The organism is Chryseolinea serpens (assembly GCF_900129725.1).
Classification (GTDB): Bacteria; Bacteroidota; Bacteroidia; order Cytophagales; family Cyclobacteriaceae; genus Chryseolinea; species Chryseolinea serpens.
On sequence record NZ_FQWQ01000001.1, the window covers coordinates 2,596,606 to 2,615,947 of the forward strand.

15 protein-coding genes and 1 tRNA gene are annotated in these 19,342 nt (G+C 49.2%); 10 read left to right on the plus strand and 6 right to left on the minus strand.

Annotation, left to right across the window (positions count from 1 at the left end):
* Positions 1–219: 219 nt before the first annotated feature.
* Both BUB30_RS10330 and BUB30_RS10335 read left to right on the plus strand, forming a co-directional pair.
* Positions 220–1,308, plus strand: a complete 1,089-nt coding sequence (locus BUB30_RS10330) for a DUF2652 domain-containing protein (protein WP_073133372.1) — start codon at positions 220–222, stop codon at positions 1,306–1,308.
* Positions 1,309–1,351: 43 nt separating this feature from the next.
* Positions 1,352–2,359: a glycoside hydrolase family protein gene (locus BUB30_RS10335; protein WP_073133373.1), complete on the plus strand. Its 1,008-nt coding sequence runs from the start codon at positions 1,352–1,354 to the stop codon at positions 2,357–2,359.
* 137 nt (positions 2,360–2,496) lie between these two features.
* On the opposite strand, the gene BUB30_RS10340 is transcribed toward BUB30_RS10335, so the two are convergent.
* Positions 2,497–2,847: a tellurite resistance TerB family protein gene (locus BUB30_RS10340; protein ID WP_143164848.1), complete on the minus strand. Its 351-nt coding sequence runs from the start codon at positions 2,845–2,847 to the stop codon at positions 2,497–2,499.
* Positions 2,848–2,965: 118 nt separating this feature from the next.
* Here BUB30_RS10340 and BUB30_RS10345 point away from each other — a divergent pair, with 118 nt between their 5' ends.
* Positions 2,966–3,235 carry a hypothetical protein gene (locus BUB30_RS10345; protein WP_221408689.1) on the plus strand — a complete coding sequence of 90 codons (270 nt, stop codon included), beginning with the start codon at positions 2,966–2,968 and terminating at the stop codon, positions 3,233–3,235.
* Between the two features lie 54 nt (positions 3,236–3,289).
* Here the strand turns inward: BUB30_RS10345 and BUB30_RS10350 are convergent, their stop codons facing one another.
* The 3 genes from BUB30_RS10350 to BUB30_RS10360 all read right to left on the minus strand — a co-directional run bounded on the left by BUB30_RS10350 (position 3,290) and on the right by BUB30_RS10360 (position 7,696).
* Positions 3,290–4,636 (minus strand): SWIM zinc finger family protein, encoded by a 1,347-nt coding sequence (locus BUB30_RS10350; RefSeq protein WP_221408690.1) that lies wholly within the window; start codon positions 4,634–4,636, stop codon positions 3,290–3,292.
* Positions 4,636–7,305: a DUF6493 family protein gene (locus BUB30_RS10355; RefSeq protein WP_073133377.1), complete on the minus strand. Its 2,670-nt coding sequence runs from the start codon at positions 7,303–7,305 to the stop codon at positions 4,636–4,638. Before BUB30_RS10355 ends, BUB30_RS10350 begins: the two co-directional genes overlap by 1 nt.
* A 318-nt stretch (positions 7,306–7,623) precedes the next feature.
* A tRNA-Lys gene (locus BUB30_RS10360) sits at positions 7,624–7,696 on the minus strand.
* 79 nt (positions 7,697–7,775) lie between these two features.
* Here BUB30_RS10360 and BUB30_RS10365 point away from each other — a divergent pair.
* Positions 7,776–8,510 (plus strand): SH3 domain-containing protein, encoded by a 735-nt coding sequence (locus tag BUB30_RS10365; RefSeq protein ID WP_084138010.1) that lies wholly within the window; start codon positions 7,776–7,778, stop codon positions 8,508–8,510.
* A 101-nt stretch (positions 8,511–8,611) separates the two neighbouring features.
* Here the strand turns inward: BUB30_RS10365 and BUB30_RS10370 are convergent, their stop codons facing one another.
* Positions 8,612–11,320, minus strand: a complete 2,709-nt coding sequence (locus BUB30_RS10370) for a T9SS type B sorting domain-containing protein (RefSeq protein ID WP_073133380.1) — start codon at positions 11,318–11,320, stop codon at positions 8,612–8,614.
* Between the two features lie 77 nt (positions 11,321–11,397).
* Between BUB30_RS10370 and rlmD the strand changes: the two genes are divergently transcribed.
* Both rlmD and BUB30_RS10380 read left to right on the plus strand, forming a co-directional pair.
* The gene (gene rlmD, locus BUB30_RS10375; RefSeq protein WP_073133381.1) at positions 11,398–12,834 is read left to right on the plus strand and encodes a 23S rRNA (uracil(1939)-C(5))-methyltransferase RlmD; all 1,437 of its coding nucleotides are present in this window, start codon (positions 11,398–11,400) and stop codon (positions 12,832–12,834) included.
* Between the two features lie 15 nt (positions 12,835–12,849).
* A complete protein-coding gene (locus BUB30_RS10380; protein ID WP_073133383.1) occupies positions 12,850–13,542 on the plus strand; it encodes an SMI1/KNR4 family protein in 693 nt (230 codons plus the stop codon).
* Positions 13,543–14,172: 630 nt separating this feature from the next.
* Here the strand turns inward: BUB30_RS10380 and BUB30_RS34840 are convergent.
* Complete coding sequence (locus BUB30_RS34840; protein ID WP_073135048.1) at positions 14,173–15,147, minus strand: c-type cytochrome; 975 nt, start codon at positions 15,145–15,147, stop codon at positions 14,173–14,175.
* Positions 15,148–15,234: 87 nt separating this feature from the next.
* On the opposite strand from BUB30_RS34840, the gene BUB30_RS10390 reads away from it, so the two are divergent.
* The 4 genes from BUB30_RS10390 (at position 15,235) to BUB30_RS10405 (ending at position 19,190) form a co-directional block, all read left to right on the plus strand.
* Positions 15,235–16,227, plus strand: coding sequence for an AraC family transcriptional regulator (locus tag BUB30_RS10390; protein WP_073133384.1), 993 nt, complete (start codon positions 15,235–15,237; stop codon positions 16,225–16,227).
* A gap of 143 nt (positions 16,228–16,370) precedes the next feature.
* Positions 16,371–17,690, plus strand: coding sequence for a pyridoxal phosphate-dependent aminotransferase (locus BUB30_RS10395; protein ID WP_073133385.1), 1,320 nt, complete (start codon positions 16,371–16,373; stop codon positions 17,688–17,690).
* A 209-nt stretch (positions 17,691–17,899) separates the two neighbouring features.
* The gene (aac(6'), locus tag BUB30_RS10400; protein ID WP_073133387.1) at positions 17,900–18,337 is read left to right on the plus strand and encodes an aminoglycoside 6'-N-acetyltransferase; all 438 of its coding nucleotides are present in this window, start codon (positions 17,900–17,902) and stop codon (positions 18,335–18,337) included.
* Between the two features lie 166 nt (positions 18,338–18,503).
* Positions 18,504–19,190, plus strand: a complete 687-nt coding sequence (locus BUB30_RS10405) for a hypothetical protein (RefSeq protein WP_178377071.1) — start codon at positions 18,504–18,506, stop codon at positions 19,188–19,190.
* Positions 19,191–19,342 lie beyond the last annotated feature (152 nt).

Sequence of the window (19,342 nt, forward strand, 5' to 3'; positions counted from 1 at the left end):
TCCGCGACCGGCCGTAGTTGTACCGGTTTCGGACGGGGTTTCAATCCGTCACAAAATCTCAGATCATGGGCAACAAGGGCTTCGCCCTTGTTGCGTACCCACTGCGTGAGTCTTACCTGGGCAGGCACGTTAGCAGCGGAACGGGATATTGGCATAATGACAACTTATCCCGGGTCAAAGTAACAGCCTCTAAAGGCTAATTTATACCTTTACAAGGCAATGGAAAACAAAGGACTCGTATTCATCCCCGATATCAGCGGCTTCTCCCGGTTCGTAAGCGAAACCGAGATCGAGCACAGTCGCCTCATTATCCAGGAGCTTTTGGAGATCCTGATCAACGCCAATCAGCTCGGCCTGGAGGTCTCTGAAATAGAGGGCGACGCCATACTCTTTTACAAATTCGGTGACCCACCCGATCTGAAAGCCCTGTACACACAGGTTGAGCATATGTTTTGCTCGTTCCACCGGAACCTGATCGCGTATGAATTGACCAAATATTGTCAATGTAAGGCGTGCCTTTCGGCGATCAACCTCTCCCTGAAGGTCATCACGCACTATGGAGAGTTCACCGGGTACACCGTACGGAACTTCAGCAAGCTGATCGGGAAAGATATCATCGTTGCACACCAACTCCTGAAAAATGATATCGCCGACCATGAATATTGGCTGATCACCAAAAGCCTGGTGAAGGATAGTAAGCCGCTCAACCTCGCCGACTGGATGCAATGGAACATAGGAGCCAAACAGACAGAAACCGGCGATGTCTCCTATCACTATGCTCAGCTAGGCCACCTCAAACATGAGCTGACGCAAGTGGAAGCGCAGCCGCCGGAGTTAGCAAAGAAAGTCCGGGCAGTTTCCGTTTCCGAAGAATACGATAACGACATGATCACCCTGTTCCATGCCTGCGGAAATTTCAACTACCGGGCCCGTTGGCAGGAAGGTGTGGAGAAGGTAGAAGAACTGAGCCATTACCTGCCGCGCGTAGGCATGCGCTGCCGCTCCACGCACACCGACGGAAAAGTGATCACCTACGTCAGCAGCTACTACAAGTACCAGCCGGAGAGAATTGAGTTCAGTGAAACGGACGAGAAGGATAAAAGCGTTACCTATTTCACGCTGGAGAAATTAGCGCCCCTGAAAACAAAGCTGACGATTGATTTTTACCTGAACAAAACCCTGCCGGTCGAACTCGTATTCCGCCTGATGAAAAAGAAAAAGATTGAAGAGGCATTTTATAAATCTCTGCAAACGCTGAAGGTTTTCGCGAAGGGTTTGTATGTCCCGAGTGCTAAAGATTTTTTATGAATAAAGAGGGAACGTTTCTCCACTCGAAATCGCGAATTGATTTATGAGAATAACTTTTATTACAAGCCTTTTCTTTGCTTTCCTGGCCTTGTCCTGTAAGGAGGATAATCAGCAAAAAGGGCTTTCGTTTAATAAACTATCCAGCCCCGTCTGGGAAGGAGCATTAACGGCTGCAGATCCAGATGTGGTCAGGGACGGCGATACACTGAGAATGTACTACTCAAGTCTTGTTATTGATAGCCATGAGAAACTTGTTATCGCTGGAGCTAAATCAATTGACGGCAAGCATTGGATACCGTCAGACAATAATCAGGCGGGAAGCGAAAGCATCTCGCTTGACGCAAATCCCGGCAAATGGGACAATCACCTTGAAGCCAATGCAGTGATGCTGGATGGAGATAAGGTAATGATGTTTTATTGTGGATATGAAAAGGAGGCGGAGGTTGCCGGAACCCTTGTAGCGAAAGGACAAATTGGACTGGCTACCTCGGAGGACAGAATCAAGTTTACACGAAATTCATCCGACCCGATACTGCCCCTTGGGGGCACCAATTCAAAGGATGCAAACGCCTTGTTCTCTCCAACATTATTGAAAGAAGGCAATACCTATTACATGCTCTATGTCGGGTATTGTATTGAGAACTGTTCTCCGGCATTTATCGGGATTCTCGGGGCGACTTCTCCTGACGGAATACATTGGACGAAGCTTCCGAACCCCGTCTTGACAGGAGCTGATAAAAATCTACCCTGGGCTCAAGTCATTAAAGAACCTGATGTGGTGAAAGGGCCCGACGGATTATTCTACTTATTCATTTCAGGCGATCACAGCATCGGTGTTGCCAGAAGTCAAAATATACTAGGACCGTACGAGGTATATGCTGACCCGATCATTCAACCTACATTGGACTGGGAGGGCAGTGATGTCATTGCCCCCACCGTAATCATCGAAAACAATAAAGTCCGCATTTGGTATATGGGAGTAACCGTCAATGGCAGCGGTGCAGACTTCTCGATTGGGTATGCCGAATCTGATTTTCCGTTAAATTGGTGATACGCTAATTCTATTTACTACATCAACAATGGAGAAACTCATGAAGAGCATTCAATCTGTAATGAACTTAGACCCTAAAGAAGTTGAGTTGATGAAGTCCCTGTTTTAAAGAAGGCTAGCTATGCCCTGCCTTGCTGTTAGTTTTCAGCCAACACGACGTCGATCAATTTTTCGAGTGCTGGTTTGGAAAATCCGAGCCTCTCGCTGACTATATTGATCAGTTCCCGTTCGGCGGGGGAGAAATCTCCGTCTACTAGCGCGAGCCGGATCATGTCGTCGAGTTGTTTCTCTTTTTCTGAATTGTCCTGTGGAATGAGGTATTGGTATTCGTTCGCCCGGTCGAGCATGAGGTTAAGACGGTCCAGGGGAATGCCGTTCTCATAGGCGATCTTTGACAGGGCAACACGCTCCAACTCTTCTATCTTACCGTCTGCTGCACTGAGTGAAATGAGATTCCGGAAATGAGCTAACTTAATGGGATCTAACATAGCTATATGGATATCGGGTGGAAGTGTGTTAAATATACCTATTCTTCGCCAAAAACTCCAAACGAAAATCCCGACAACATCCAAATTAAATTTCCAGACAAGGAAGTAATCACCCGCCATGTTTACCGAAAATGAAGCAAATGCTTTAATCACGGCTGAACAATTAGTACTAAGAAACAGGGACAGTTCTCTTATTAAAGAATATACTGAAGCAATTAATAAAATAAAATCCATTTTGCTTTATGCAACAAAAGAGAAAGTTGAATTATTAGCCAATAGGATTGCCGTGAGCCCTGCCATCCCACATTCACACACGAGCGATTCTTTGACGTTAATCCAAAACGCCTTTACGCCCGTAAGCCTCGAGGCAATCAAGAAATTCGCTTAACGAAAAGCGACGTAAATCGATGAAGTACAGATGGAGTTCAAAGCGCAAACTATCCTACTTGCTCAATTTCATTTTTACTGCCAAAATGTGCTTACATAAACCTCGATTGTTTTTATTGGCCGTGTACCAGTTACAGGTGCATTGAAACACATCATTATTCGCAATGACCGTATGCAATACATCTCCTGAACCTTTTACTTCAGCTTTTATGTATTGGTCGGTTTGCTGAAGGATCATCACCTCATTATCCCTTACAAGTTTAATGGCATTTTGAATTCTCGGATTAAAGCTTTTTAGACGCTCCAATTTAAACGGCAGCCTCCTGTAGAAAAACTGGCGATCACCAAGTTCGTACCCCAATAACCCTATACTAGACAAGGATGATTGCAGCGTCTCCATTACCGTAAGCGGAATGTCATGTTCAATTGAAATCAACGTGGGATGAAATACTTCATTCGTTTTAAAAAAATTGTTAATTCCAAGAATCAGCTCTTCTGAAACCTTTTCAGTTAAGGCTTCCAAATTCTTTCCTTCACCTGAAAATCCGCGATATACACTTTCTGAAAAAAGGAATGACATCTGAATATTCCCAAATCGCAACAACACCGCTACACACTGTTCATCATCACTTCTATAGAAGCTGACGGATTCGGTGAGCAAAAGCAAGTTTTGCAGTAAATTCAGTCGGTGTACCCCTCCTATTTTCAAGCCGTCAGGTTTTGACGAAGGGGAGAATTGATAAGACAATCCGCTTTTGTGTAGATAATAGTTTCCCTTTACGGCTGTCTTTGGTAACGTATTAAAAAGTTGAGTTGCTTCAATCTTCGTAAGGGTAAAGGCAAGCTCCATCGATGAAAGATAAACCTGCACATTTCCCAAGCCCTTAATCCACCGATTGGGTAATTTAACTTTCTTCTCCTGTGTGCTATTCCGCTCTGTAGAAATATTCACTTCCTTCGAACCTATACTTACCGATAGCTTTTCTTTCTGAGTAACCGTATTAAATGCCCTGACAGTATCGGAATTAAAGTCGATATTAGTGCAGCCGGATTGCAAGAACTCCCCATCAATACCATTTTCCAAAATATCAATACGGGCATAAACACTATTGCAGGATGAAAAAGCTTCCCAACGCATTTCTTTGTTCCCTATCGAAACAATCGGGTCCTTTAAATAAAAAATTTGAGATGGCGTAAGCGCATAATGGGAACCTACTGTCCGGGCCAGCGCGCTCATGCATTTCGACGCTACGAAGGAATCCTTAATTTGTCCATAGAAAAAACAAGGCACATTGTTCTCTTCTACAATTTCCGAACAATGCGCAAACAGCAATGCCGTACTGCCATCTTTCACCTGGGCAGTTGATGCAGACGCATACCGATATTCAAAATCCTGAATCATTATTTCTTCTTTGTTTTGACTTTGGCCAAGAGCTCTTCATTTCCTTTCACGCCCAGGCGATGCACCCATTCTTCATAATACTCCACGACTTTTTTGCTATTGGCTGGCAGTTGTTGCATGTCGAAATACTCAAGACATTTTCCTAACACTTTAAATTTAAAAGCATTTACAGGATGATTCGTGTTGGGCTTATCAAAAAATTCCAGTAGCCGGTTCACCGGTCCAAATTTTTGTGCGGTGAGATTACCAATCAGATCAGCCAGGTGATCCAGGTCTTTATGTTGTTCAACCAATGCCATTTCAATATACTCACTGGCCAATTCCCTTGATATTTTCTTCTCAAACATCAGGCAAGCCGCTATATAAATCCATCCACTGTGATGCGTTTCGATTTTATTTTCAACCAGGAATTGCAATGGAAACAAACAGGACTCAAATCCGTCCACTTCATTTCCGGTAGTCCAATTGGGTATATAACGGCTAATCTGTCCGTCAACATAATTCGGATTCAGACTTAACTGATAGGGTATATCAACACGGGATGCTTTCTTTAGCGTGCTGACATTGTAAAAAATGTGATCATAGCTGATGGGCTCCTGATCGAGGTACCACGCTTTATTCCAATTTCCCCCCAGTATCATTTTGTGCCAGGTGGCGTATTGATTCGACTCCGTGTGGATACGAAAGTCTAGCATTAACGGATGAATCACAGACGGATACTCCCTCGCGCTTGTATTTTCAAACTCCGTAAACACAGCATCGGGGTTCCTGATTCTTGTTACCTGCGCCCATAGGGCAAGAGTCTCTTCAGTAGGTTCAATTTTATCAGAGACACCTAAAAAATATGACAAGGCCTTCGCATACTTTCCCTTCATTTTTTTCGCCAACGTCCTCGATTCATTGTCTGCATTTTTAAACCACGTACGATTGCAAGCCACGATCAAGTCTTCATAGAAAATCACACCGCCAACTTCTTCATAAGCCAGAACTCTTTTTACCAAAGTCGTGGGATGAATAAAAAAGGGCCGATGCGTTGGCGTTGAAAGAAAAGGCAAACGATTCTTCCTCTTCAATTTTTCAATCAATAGATTACACTTGTTTTTGAGAAAAGGAATAGGATCATACCTGCCTTCGTCTGAATCGATTTCCTTTTCATTTATCCACCCCTCGATGAACAATGAAAAATAAGCCATTACATGATTTTCCCATGACCTGTTAAAAAGTTGTTTGGTGTAAGGTTTCAATTGCTTCTCCAAATCAACCGGTATCTGATTTTGAAGTTGATTGATTCCCTCCAATAACAGATCTATATCCGTTGCCGATTTGGTGTGAATGCAATTGCCAACCTGGAATAGCAATTCATCCCAGTTGGAAGCAATAGCCAATTCCGCAACTTGTTTGGTCTCCGCTATATCCGCATTTACACTTGCTTTTGACTCACTTGAAATGGAAAGTGTATCTTTTGTTTTTTGCTTCAGATACGAAGTGTACGGAGCAGCAATGATATTCAAATTCTCAGCATTGGTAAACTTAAGCAATAGCGTTGCAGTCTTCACCTGAAGGTTTGCGTCAGCATGCATCAGTAACACCGCTAACCGTTCGGAAAAATCCACGTCCTTGTAATCGGGGTTAGTAAGTACGTTTTCCACGATATCCAAACCGGAAAAAATCGCTTTGATGCATTTGTCGTTGGAGAAACACAAGGCAAAGTTTTCAGTAAAGCCTAGGCCATTAAATCGTTTCGCCTTACGAATGGTTTGGATATTCCTTAAGGCAAAATTGATGAGACTGGGGTTATTCGTGCCGAACAGCGCGAAAAGTAAAGTTTGGTGCTCTAGTAATTCATCTTCCGTTGGATGAAATAATTCAAGCAGCCTGGTGTGCCAATCTAAATGACCTTTCTTCCAGTTATTCAACAGCGACTCCAACAGATTCTTAATGATCGATCGATCAAAAACTACTCCCCTTTCATTTAATAGAATAATTACTTCCGTCCAATATTCATACACCTTTTTGCAAACAAACCCCTCTCTCGCTTGCCATTTCGAAATGTCCAGAACCGGTACTTCATTTCTATAAAAAACTAGAAAAACCTGGTGAAACGCTTTCTCATTCCCCGCTAAGAAATCCGTGTCTGCTTTTGTGTTTCTATTAAACATCTGGATAGTAAACAGGCTCCTGGTGAAATAAGCCTCATCAAAACTTACCCATCCTAACTCATAAATTCTCCACAGGGTTCTAAAATCAACAATCCTGAATTTATCTTTCGCCATTTCTTGGATTACCTTGTCCAGATAGTCAGGCGGAAACAGATTAAAAAAAGCCTCCAGCGCCACGTAATCCGACGCACACAGCAATTCACGCAGTGGGTTTAATACCCAACCATTCACTTTGGATTCTGTTTGCTTCAGATCAGAATAATTACGTGTGCAGGCAAGAAGGGCTAAGTAGTAGCATCTCCTTACCCGGGAATGATTCTCATAAAATGCAGCCCGTTCTTCTTCACCCAACGCACGATCCACTTCATCAAAAATGTCCTTCGTGGTATCCTCATCCTTCAGGAGTTTTATAAGCTCCAGTCTTTCGCTATCCGTTAGTGACTGACAAGATTGGATTACGGTCTTCCAATTTTTATCTTTTATCTGTTCGACAAGGTATTTCTTTAACACATTCTAATGGGTTAAGCGCAACTTAAGAATAAACAAAAAACACTAAGGCTGAAACAAAAAAGCCGCTCAAATCATAAGATTTGAACGGCTTTGGTTTGAGATGAACTCAAAAAAAGAGGCTCGCGCCTCTTTTGTGATCCCGCTGGGATTACCTTCGGTGATCCCAGGAAACTCAGTGTGGGAAGAACAAAACAATGTGTCGCGCTTCGCTTGCATTTTTTATTTTATCCCGTCGGCCTCACGCGAGGCGCTTGGTCCGCCCGGATAAAATAAAAAACGCCCCGAGAGGCTCGGGGCGCATGGTTCTAATCTTACTTGTGATCCCGCTGGGATTCGAACCCAGGACCCATACATTAAAAGTGTATTGCTCTACCAACTGAGCTACGGAATCCTCATTCAATCACGTCCATTTGCCTGTTTAGAGCGCTTTTCCGTAATTGAGGACGCAAAGGTAACAGGATATAAAAAATATGCAAAGTCGGGTTCTAAAATTTCTCGCCATTCTGGGGTTAACTTTATTTTTCGGGGCTGGCAGCCTCCACGCGCAGGTGGGCCGCTTCCGTTTGCAGCAGGCCGACTCGCTGTATGGCAAAAAAAAATACACCCAATCGCTGGACCACTACGCGTCCATCCTAAGCCAGCACGAATATTCACCCGCCATGCTCCTCAAGATGGCCTATATCGAAGAGGGCCTCAACCGCATCGGCCCAGCCCTCTATTACCTCAATCTTTATTACCTGGCCAGCAACGACAAACAGGTGCTGGATAAAATGGAGGAACTGGCCACCAAATACAACCTCAAGGGCTACGACCACACCGACGCCGACCGCTTTCTCACCTTCTACCACGACTATTACCTGCCCCTTTCCATCGGCCTGGCGGCCCTGGCCCTGCTGCTCCTCAGCATCACCTTTGCCCTGCGCCGCCGTGGACGCAGCCCGATCGCCGTGGGCATCGTGTCCATGCTGGTGCTGCTCGTCCTGGTTGTCCACATAAACCTGGGTGAAAAACCCAGCACGGGCATCGTGGGCAACGCCAACACCTACCTCATGGACGGCCCCTCGCCGGGCGCTGCCGTTATCAGCGTCATCGACGAAGGCCACCGCGTAGAGATCGTCGGCCACCGCGACGTCTGGGTCCAGGTGATGTGGAATGGCACCACGGCCTACATAAAAGGAAACAATCTCCTGTCCGTCAGCCTGTAAAGGCCGCCGGCGAACACAAATGCCGCTATATTTTTTCTGGAATTATCTAAGACACGCTGGAACGCCAGGCACCCTGGCTACTGGCTACTGACTACTAAACCTCACCGATTATTCGATTGATGATCATAGAATGAAAGGGTGATCACCCCCTTATATTCTTTATTAGAATACTTCAGCAAATAATAATACATCCCCGCCGCCTCACTGTCGGCATACCATCGGAAGTCACGCGAGGTGCTTTCAAATACCTGGCGGCCCCAGCGGTTGTAGATGGCGATGCCTTCAAACACGCCCACGCAGTTGTCGCGGGGCAGGATGTTCACCAGCTGGCCCGTTGATTCGTCCAGCCGCACCATGGCGAAGAAGTCGTTGTAGTTGTCGCCGTTGGGGGTGATGAAGTTGGGGGGCAGGAAATCGCGGCTGTCGTGTTCAACGTCTTTGATGGTGATGTCCACTGCCACCGTGTCGCCTTTGGTGTTGAAGCAGCGGTCGTCAGTCACGTTGAAGGTAAAGGTGTAGTGATTTTCGTAGACACCATCCAAAAAGATGTCACACTCGGGTTTCCAGGAAAAGGTGGTTTCGGCTGAGCCCCGTCCCGTGCCTTCGGCGAAGATGTAGCCGGTGGGGGGCACGTTGCCTTCCGCTTTGATCAGGTCGATGGTCAGCATATCGGGTTGTGGCGCATTGTCGGGGTCTGTGCCCACCAGGCCGAGCGTGATTTGCTGACCCAATTCCACGGTCATGGCGTTGTTCACAAACTGGATCTGTTGGTTCAGGTTGTTCACCAGCAAGGTGGGCTGGTTATTGTCGGGAGGCTCCACGATCACGCTCACGTCGAGCGTGTCGGCCTTGTAGAACCGGCATTTGTTGGCGTTGTCCACCACCAGGAATTCGAACAGGAACGTGTCTTTCACACCGAGGTTGATCTTATCGCAGAAGATATTCCATTTGAAGAGCGAGCTGATCTGCCCCCTGCCGTTGCTGCCGGGAAACTCGATGTTGTAGTCGGCCATATCAAAGCCCACCCCCTTCCCGCTCAGCACGATGAAGTCGTTGTCGCCATCCTTTCCGAACACATTGAACGACAGCGTCTCATTCACCTTTCGCGTCAGGCCCAGCACGCGTCGTTCGGCGGGGTTGGCGGTCAGGTCCGAGTCGATGATGGGATCCAGGTTGCCGGGCAGTTTCACTTTGAGGTTGAACACCCTTTTGTCGGGGTGGTTGAAATTGCAGTGGTCGAGGTCCTCCAGTGTGAACGTTATTTTAAAGTCGGTGCCATGGGTAAAATCATAGACGTCACAATGCGTGTCCCATTGCAATTGTGCCTGATATTCTCCGGCAACATTCTTCACCTGCACGACCTTCATGCCCACATCTTCGAGGCGAAAGTCTGCGATCACGCCGAACACGAGCATGTCACCATCCAGGTCAACACCATCGAGGTCCCACGTTCGCACATCACCTTCATTCACGGTCTCGGTCACGTCGGCGACAGGGACGACAAAATGCGCGTCGTTGTTTGCCGGCGGTTGAATATTGACGGTCACTTTCAGCGTGTCGCTCATGGGCAAACTGCAGGCGTCGTCGTAGGCAATGATCCCGATCTGGAAAGGTCCTTCCAGGTATGGGCATTCCGGGAAACAGATGCGGAATTGTTGTGTGCTGCCGTTTATCAGCGTCGCCTCTGTCGAAGCCGGCAATACGCCGCTCACGTCTTTGTCGAAGCCCAGCGCGATCGCCTGGATGTGGATTTTCTCTGTGAAGTTGTCCACCACATTCGAAGCATCCGGATCCGAAACCTCTACCATGATGCAACGGTCGGCATCGGCGGTGGTGTTGCTAAAGGTCACGTTCATCGTGTTGTCGTAGGCGAAGGTGGCGTCGGCCAGCTTCTTGCCCAGGATCTGGGGTGGTTCGTCGTGGGCGCATTGGTCGACCACCAGCAGTTGAAAATCGCGGCGCACTTCGCCGATCTTTTTGCCGTCGCGAAACTCTTCACACCTCACGGCAAACACAAAAAGTCCCTGCACGGTGGGCGTCACCGTCAGAAAACCTGAGCGGGTGATGCGCATGTCCGGGTTGCCCTTCATGATGTTGTTGATCCCAAACCCATCGCGGTATGACACCAGCGGATAGGGCGCAGGCTGCAGTGGTGGCACGGCGATGATCGAATGCGTGCTGAGGGGAGTCACCAGCGTATAGACCAGCGAGTCGCCGTCGTCGTCAATGCCGCCAAAGTTCACATAATATTTTCTGTAGGGACAAGCGTAGTCACTCAGGGGAGGAAAAAGGTGGGGTGACGAGTCGATGAACTTCTGGCCGTTCTTGGTCACGGCGGGGAACTCCAGGTAAAAAGTCTGTCCGGCCGCGTTGGAGCTAATGGCGGGGTCGTCGCTGAAAATATTAACAATAGCATAATTTCGGCAGCAGCGTTCCCAGGTGAGATAGTACCCAAAAGGACTGTCGTACCGGTCCGGCGAAAGCGTCACGGTGGTGGTATACACCAGCTTGGATGTCTGCAGGTCGGAGGTCGAGCACGACGGCTGTGTGTACAGCACCGGGGTTTCACTAAAGCCGCTAAAAAAGATGTTATCCATCAGGGCATTGTCGCTCTTCCGGTAGATGGCTGCCTCGATGTTGATGTCTTTGGCCCCGGGCGAGCCGTTGCGCTGGTCGAAATAGATGATGAGGTTCACCTGGTACAGGTTGTCATGGAGGTATTGGATCTCAAACTCACCCCCCACAATGTGCGAGGCCGCTGCTGGCAGCATGGCCAAAGCACCCAAAAGCAAGATCAATAGCCGTTTCATAGTCCCCTCAAAGAGATTAAATATAGGGATAAAGCCGACAGCAGAAAACCCCCTGATTTGCGTAATTTGACCACCCGATGAAAAAAGGAGACGTACTCGAGAATATTGTAGTCGAAACCATGGCCGCCGAAGGCAAATGTGTTTCCCGGATTGATGGATTGGTATTGTTTATGGAAGGCGGCGCCCCCGGCGACACCGTCGATGTGCAGCTCACCAAAATCAAAAGTTCATTTTTAGAGGGCCGGGTCACCACCGTCAAACAGCTGTCGCCCAGCCGAAGCCAGCCGTTTTGCACCCATTTTGGCCTCTGCGGGGGCTGTTCGTGGCAGCACATTGGCTATGATGCTCAATTAGTATATAAGCAAAAACAGGTGGCCGACAACCTGCAACGCCTGGGCGGCCTGGAGCTGCCTCCCCTCCAAACCATCGTGCCCTCGGCCAAAACACGGTTCTATCGCAACAAGCTGGACTACACTTTTTCCGCTCAACGCTGGCTCACGCGCGAGGAAATGGAGAAAAAGAAAGCGCTCGAAAACCCAGCAGAAGCCATGCCTCCCCAGCCGGCCCTGGGCTACCACATCCCACGCAAATACGACCTCGTTTTCGATGTCACCGAGTGCCACCTCCAGCCCGATCCCAGCAATGCCATCCGCCTGGCCGTGAAGGACGAGGCGCTCAAAGCCGGTATCGTCTTTTTCGACCTCCGCAAACAAGTGGGCTTCCTCCGCACCATCACCATCCGCACGGCCAACACCGGCGAGGTGATGATCATCCTGCAGGTGACCTACGACAAAATGGAATGGACAGAAAAAATCCTGCGCCGGCTCGAAAAGGATTTCCCCCAGATCACATCGTTCAACTATATCATCAACGGCAAAAAGAACGACACCTTCCACGACCTCGACATCATCTGCTGGAAGGGCAACCCCTACATCACCGAACAGATGCCCAAACCCGACGGCAGTGGCGTGCTTCAATTCCGGGTCGGTCCCAAGTCGTTTTATCAGACCAATTCAGATCAAGCCTATCAACTTTATAAATTGGCCTGGGAGATGGCCGAGCTCAAAGGCCACGAGCGCGTCTATGATTTGTATACGGGCACGGGAACCATCGCCAACTTCGTAGCTGCCCAGGCCCAGAAAGTGGTAGGGCTGGAATACGTTGCGGCCGCCATCGAAGATGCGAAGGTGAACTCGCGCATCAACAACATCACCAACACCGACTTCTACGCCGGCGACATCAAGGATCTGCTCGACGAATCCTTTCTTTCCCAACACGGCACCCCCGACACGATCATCACCGATCCGCCGCGCGCCGGCATGCACGAAGCCGTCTGCGGCATGATCCTCAAAGCCGCGCCCCAACGCATCGTCTATGTGAGCTGCAACCCCGCCACGCAAGCCCGCGACCTGAGCATCCTCGCCGACCAGTATGAAATTCTGAGGGTGCAGCCCGTAGATATGTTTCCGCATACGGTGCATGTGGAAAATATTGTTAGCCTCAGGAAAAAGTAATCGCACGCCATCGTCATGTACCTCCACCAGGCACAGCTTGAAAGAATTAAAATAAAATTAGAGGAAGCGAAACGGGTCGACTTCCAATGCAAAGTATTTGGAGCCAACCGACATAAATACAGACTCGGCAAAACCGCCAGTCTTCAGGCGGTGGAGCAATTTGAAAATCAATACTCCATTCAGCTCCCGGAATGCTACAAGGCGTTCATTCTCAACATTGGAAATGGCGGTGAGTCCTACGCTAATTCTGCAGCAGGACCATTCTATGGAATCTATCCTTTAGGGAAAAATGTGAACGAGTTGATCTTTTCTGAAACTGAAAAGTATATCCATCAGCCACCGGTCATCTTCCCCGACATGTCCGATGAATACTGGAAAATGCTTAACCAATCTATTGAGGAGAACGAGAGTATGACCGATGAAGCGTATGAAACGGAAATCGGAAAGATCTTCGGAGGACTCCTGCCGATAGGCTCGCAAGGGTGTACGTACATTCACGCCATCGTCGTCAATGGAATACATAAAGGCCGAGTGGTGAATCTCGATCTGGACAGACAAAAGCCACGCTTCACGTTCGAATCTAATTTTCTGGACTGGTACGAACGATGGCTGGACGAAGTCATCTCGGGGCAGCTTATCACGAAGTCGCCAAGCTGGTTCGGCTACGCCATGAGAGGTGAAGACAACAAGTTACCAAAGACAAAATAGTCGCGGAAATAAAAAGTATTGGCGGCCCCCTCGTACCTCGGGCCGGGCTATCCATTCCAAGTCCGGCCACGCCCAAGTCCTACACACTTCGGGCTTTCCATTTCTATCCCTGGCCGGGCACTTTTGATGAGCCTGATAAAAATATCATGCACGGCTCATAAAAGTATCTAGGCAAGTGATACCGTTATGAAGAGTAGTGACGAAAATATCGTGATCTCCGATGAGCATCACGGCCGAAGTCAGGGCTAAAGCCCGTGATTTAGATATGGCTTGTGTACCCCGGACTAAAGTCCGGGGTTATTCATATTTCCCTTCGAAGGATATGTACATGGACAAGGGCTAAAAGCCGGGGTTATTGATTCGTTTTTTCAATTTCCCTGCTTACTTAAGAGTGATGCGTCTACCAGTCAAATTTCTGTTCGCTCAGAACGAGGCCCTTCATTAGTCGAGTAAGACGGAGGTTTTCAATAATCCAATTCAAATGAAATCTGATCAACCCGGCTCAATGCATCTGAATAACCCTGGCCTTTAGGCCAGGGTTAACAACAACTCATCACTAGGGCTTTAGCCCTGACCTCGCCGCTAGAATGCCCGACGCGGCTATCAATAATCATGAAGCTATCGCGATGATTAATTTGTCTGCTCCACTGCCCTGGGAATGAACGTGCTTGCCACCTTATTATCCACCGGCTTCAGCGTTCTCAAAAAAGCATAGATCGCTTTCAGGTCCTGCTCCGACATGTTCGCATACGCCTCCCACGGCATGTGACTCCCTTCCGGTCCCTTTCCCAACTTAAACCGCTGCACGAACTGCTCCGGCGTCCACGTATAGATGCGGCCTGTCGTGGCATGAGGGGTGAGGTTGGGGGTGATGAAGGTACCCGTTTCTGTTTCCATTGGACTGCCACCGGCAAACGGCTCCCCTACAAAATTGCCCGTCTCATCGCGCTTCGTATGACACGCGCGGCAATTTGCCATGGCCTGCACCAGGTACTCGCCATAGACCGACGACGAATCATGTGCCACCGCAGGCAGCACATCGGGCTTCAGGTTGGGTTCGAGCAAGAACCGCGAGATCAATTTTCCCAACAGGTTCAGGTCGCGTTCGGGCACTTCATTTTTCACGGGGGGGGTCGACCGCAGGTAAGAGATCACCGCCGTCAGGTCCTCGTCGTTCATCGACTGAAACATCATGAAGGGGGCCAGGGCGTGGTCGTTGTGGTTCACGCCATAGCGGATCGCCCGGGCTACCTGCTCGTCGCTGAGCCGCCCGAGGCCCGTTTCCTTGTCGGGTGTGATGTTGGGGGTATAGAAGGTTGCCACCGGCGTCTTAAACTCCACGCCCCCGCTCATCGGCGTGCTGCCGGGGTCGTTGCCTTGGCGGGCAATGGCCTCCTTGCTGGCGTGGCACGTCCAGCAGTGGGCCGGGCCTTTCACAATATACCGGCCACGGGCAATCACGGCCGTATCCCGGCTTGCCGTGATGCCGGTGGGTGGCGCCTGGAAGGTGCGTTTGTAGCTAACCTCGATATAGACAACAAATACCAGGACGATGGCCACCAGGAAGCCCACGATCTTGCCGGTGATCTTCAGAAATCGTTTCATGTTCTTTTTTCTTTTTAGGTATGAACACGAAACCATAGGCCACCCCAATCCGTGTAATTTGCGACAATCCAAAACCCCCTCACGCCAATGTACTCCGTCCAAGTATCCATCATGCGCGACCTCATCTATGGAGCGGTCGCCCATGGTGCCAGCCTCCAGGCCCTCTGCCAGCGCATGGGCATCGACGCCCACCTGCTCACCGACGCCGAGAAACACATGGACTGGGAAGCCGCCGCCGACTTCTGGGTACCCGCCGTGGAAATGACGGGCGACGAGCAACTGGGCCTCCACATCGGCCAGCACATTGGCGCGTCCGCCTTCGGCATGTTGGGCTATCTCTCCCAAAGCTGCCGGACGCTCGAGGATGCCTTCAACACCATCATCAAGTTCAACGCGACCATCAGCTCTGTTTTCAAATACAAACTCGAGTTCAGCGAGGGCCTGGTGCACGTCGGCTTTGAGCCGCTGCCGCTCTATGAAAAGAAATATCCGGAGAGCGCGCGCCAGGCCGTAGACGTTTCTGCTGCGTCATTCGCCATGCAAATGGCCCGGCTCACCGGCAAAAGTTTGCGACCCGTCTACGTGGAGTTCACGTACTCCAAGCGCGCGCCGCAGGAATACGAACGGGTGTTTCATGCACCTGTAAAATTCAATGCCCAGCGCAATGCCGTCACCATCACCCGCGAACAATACGTCACGCCCATCCTCAGCTACGACAAGTCGTTGTTCGCGCTCTTCAGCGCCATGCTGGTAAAAAAACAAAATGCGTTGTCGAACGAGAACACGCTGCCCGAAAAGATCCGCAGCCTCCTCCTCTTCGACTTCAATGGACAGGTGCCCGCGCTGGAGATCATGGCCTCACATCTTTCCATGACACCGCGCACCCTGCAGCGCAAACTCACCGACGAAGGCACTTCCTATCGCGCCCTCTCGCATCAACTGCGCAAAGAGCTGGCCACCGAAATGCTGAACACCAACCTGAAGAAACAGGAGATCGCCTCCCTCCTTGGCTACACCGACGATAGCACCTTGCGCCGCCAGGTCAAAGCGTGGGATCTTGCCCCTGGCCCGCGAGCGTAAAGCCCGGCCCCCTACCCCTTTTCTTTTTCCTTCTTTTGCAGTGCTTACTATCGTTAGTCGGCTGTAATTTTTTTTACATGCCACTTCACGCGGGGCGTGCAAAGGTTTACTTTTAGACTTTGAAAATTTTTTGATTTGTTTTTATGCGACAAAAATTATTGAGCGAAGGCGCCAAAGAACTGAGCTACGAGATCCGCGAGATCGTGAAGAAGGCCGACGTGTTGAAGAAGCTGGGCGTCACCATCTCGTGGGAGAACATCGGCGACCCCATCCAGAAACATCACAAGCTCCCGCAGTGGATCAAGGACATCATCTCCGACCTGATGAAACAGGACGATACCTACAGCTATTGTCCATCCAAAGGCATGCTGGAAACGCGCGAGTTCCTGGCGCGTCAAACCAACGCCATGAACGGCGTGCAGATCACCGCCGAAGACATCTGTTTTTTCAACGGCCTGGGCGACGCCATCTCCAAAGCGTATCAATTCATTTCGCGCACCTCGCGCGTCATCGGCCCCACACCGGCATACTCCACCCACAGCAGCGCGGAAGCAGCCCACGCCGCACACGAGCCGCTTACCTACAAGCTGGATCCCAACAACAAATGGTATCCCGATCTCGACGATCTCTACAACAAGGTGAAGTACAACCCCAACGTGGTGGGTATCCTCATCATCAACCCCGACAACCCCACGGGCATGGTCTATCCGCTGGAGATCCTCCAGCGCATTGTGGCCATCGCCAAGGAGTTCAACCTCTTTTTGCTGGCCGACGAGATCTATATCAACATCACCTACAACGGCGCCCGCGCCCACGCCCTGGCCGAGATCATCGGCGACGTGCCCGGGATCTCCATGAAAGGCATCTCGAAGGAGTTGCCCTGGCCCGGTTCGCGCTGCGGCTGGATGGAATACTACAACCGCGACAAAGACGAAGACTTCAACCGCTTCTGCCAGGCGCTCGACAACGCCAAGATGATCGAGGTGTGTTCGACCAAGCTCCCGCAGCTGGCCATCCCCAAGATCTTTGGCGACCCGCGCTTCAAAGGGTATCGCGAGCAAACCAACGCCAACATCGGCCGCCGCAGCAAGATCATCTCCGACATCCTGCGCACCGTGCCACAGCTCACCTTCAACGAAACGTTTGGTGCCTTCTACAACACCATCATTTTCCGCGAAGGCAGCCTCAAGCCCACGCAGTCGCTCGCCATCAGCAATCCCCAGATCAAAGCGCTGGTGGAAGGCTGGGTGAACAATGCCGACGGCACACCGAGCAAGGACATCGCGCTGGATAAACGATTCGTCTATTATCTGCTGGCTGCGAAAGGGGTTTGCGTCGTGCCTATTTCATCGTTCTGTTCCGAACTGCAGGGGTTCCGCGTAACGCTGCTGGAAGAAGACGAGGATATGCTCGTCAAAACTTTCACGAGCATCCGGGATGCGATTGTGGAGTACTTGAGGTAGCGCGACGCCATAGCGTGACTCCTAACACCAGGGGCAAAAGGAATATTCATTTGTCCCTGGTGCTATGCGGTTGTTTATTTCAAACGCACAACTTGGATGCGCGCCATTCACGTGCCCCATTCGCAGGTTTGAATCGTGCCGGACGAATAACGACATCATTGACGTATAACGCCCTGGTAGGGTCGGGCAAGTATTAAAATTGCCAAAAAATGGAAATAGAACCCCTTTCAGCGGACAACATCAAACCGTTCATTGAACTTGTCCTGGAGTTATGGACGGATTGTACATTTGACGAAGAGTACGAAAATTATAAAAACCTGTTGGACGCGAAGAATGAAATTTGTTATCTCATCAAGCAACAAGAAATCTACATAGGCTTTGTCCATGTGGCCGTGCGAAACGACTATGTTGAAGGAGCGACCAAATTACCCGTTGCCTATCTGGAAGCCTTATATGTAAAACCAAATTACCAAAACCTGGGCGTCGGCAAAAAATTAGTGGAAGTTGGAGAAAATTGGAGCAGGCAAAAAGGCTGCGGACAACTGGCCTCCGACACTGAACTGAGCAATTCAAAAAGTATCGACTTTCACAAGAAAATTGGATTTGAAGAAGCAAATCGCATCGTTTGTTTTATAAAAGATCTCTGATCGAAATGTCCCGCACCATAAATCAATAAGAAATGCCAGCAAATCACAAACGTCTGTCCGCCTATACTTTTTCGCTGGCAGGAAGTTTAACATGGATGGTGTAGTCCAAATGATGGGAAAAAAAATTAACCTCTTCTACGTAGCAACCACGGGGATCTTATCCTATATGATTGCCGACATCCTGCACGAAGTGGTTGGGCACGGCGTCACTTGCATAATCATTGGAAATAAAGTTGAGCTTTTGACTTCCGTCTACTTTAAAAGCAGTCCCGGAAACGCCGCGGTTGATATTGGCGGACCCTTTGCGAATTTGATTTTCGGATGCCTGACTTTTTACGTTCTAAGAAAGACATCCTTTGCCCGGTTACTCTTATTCCAGGTGGCGGCGTATAACTTATTTTGGTTTTCCGGGACAATTTTACATTCAGCAATAAGCAATGGCGATTGGACATTCGCCATCAATGAGATCATTGCAGAACCCTTTGGGAAACTTTTATTGATCATTTCTGGGATTTTGTCTTACATCCTGGTCATACGTTATTTGAATACCTATTTAGACGCCGCGCTAAAGAACAACCAGGGCGAACCTTTAGCGAAACAAGATATTTTCGTTTCATTTCTCTTCGCTGCTGCGGCTGCTTTACTAGCAGGCCTACTCTTTAAACCGGACAGACTACAGGCTGCTATGGAAGGGTTACTTGAGATGGCAGCGTCTTTGCCAATCTTATTTCTAAAATTCAGAGAGAACTCGTTTGCTGAAAATCACAATTTCAGCCGCCTTCGTTTTTTTGGTCTTATAGTTTGTGTTTTATACCTATTTTTTTGTCTCACACTTGGACAAGGAATATCGTAGGAGAACATACAGGCACTTCTCGGCAGACGTGCCCACGCCTGGCCGGCATCTCTATTGAAAGGCATTCGTTTACGAGGGGCACGATTGTGAAAAGTACTGGCTCGATGCGAATTTACAAGCGATGACAATCTGTAAAGTATGTAACTTTTTTT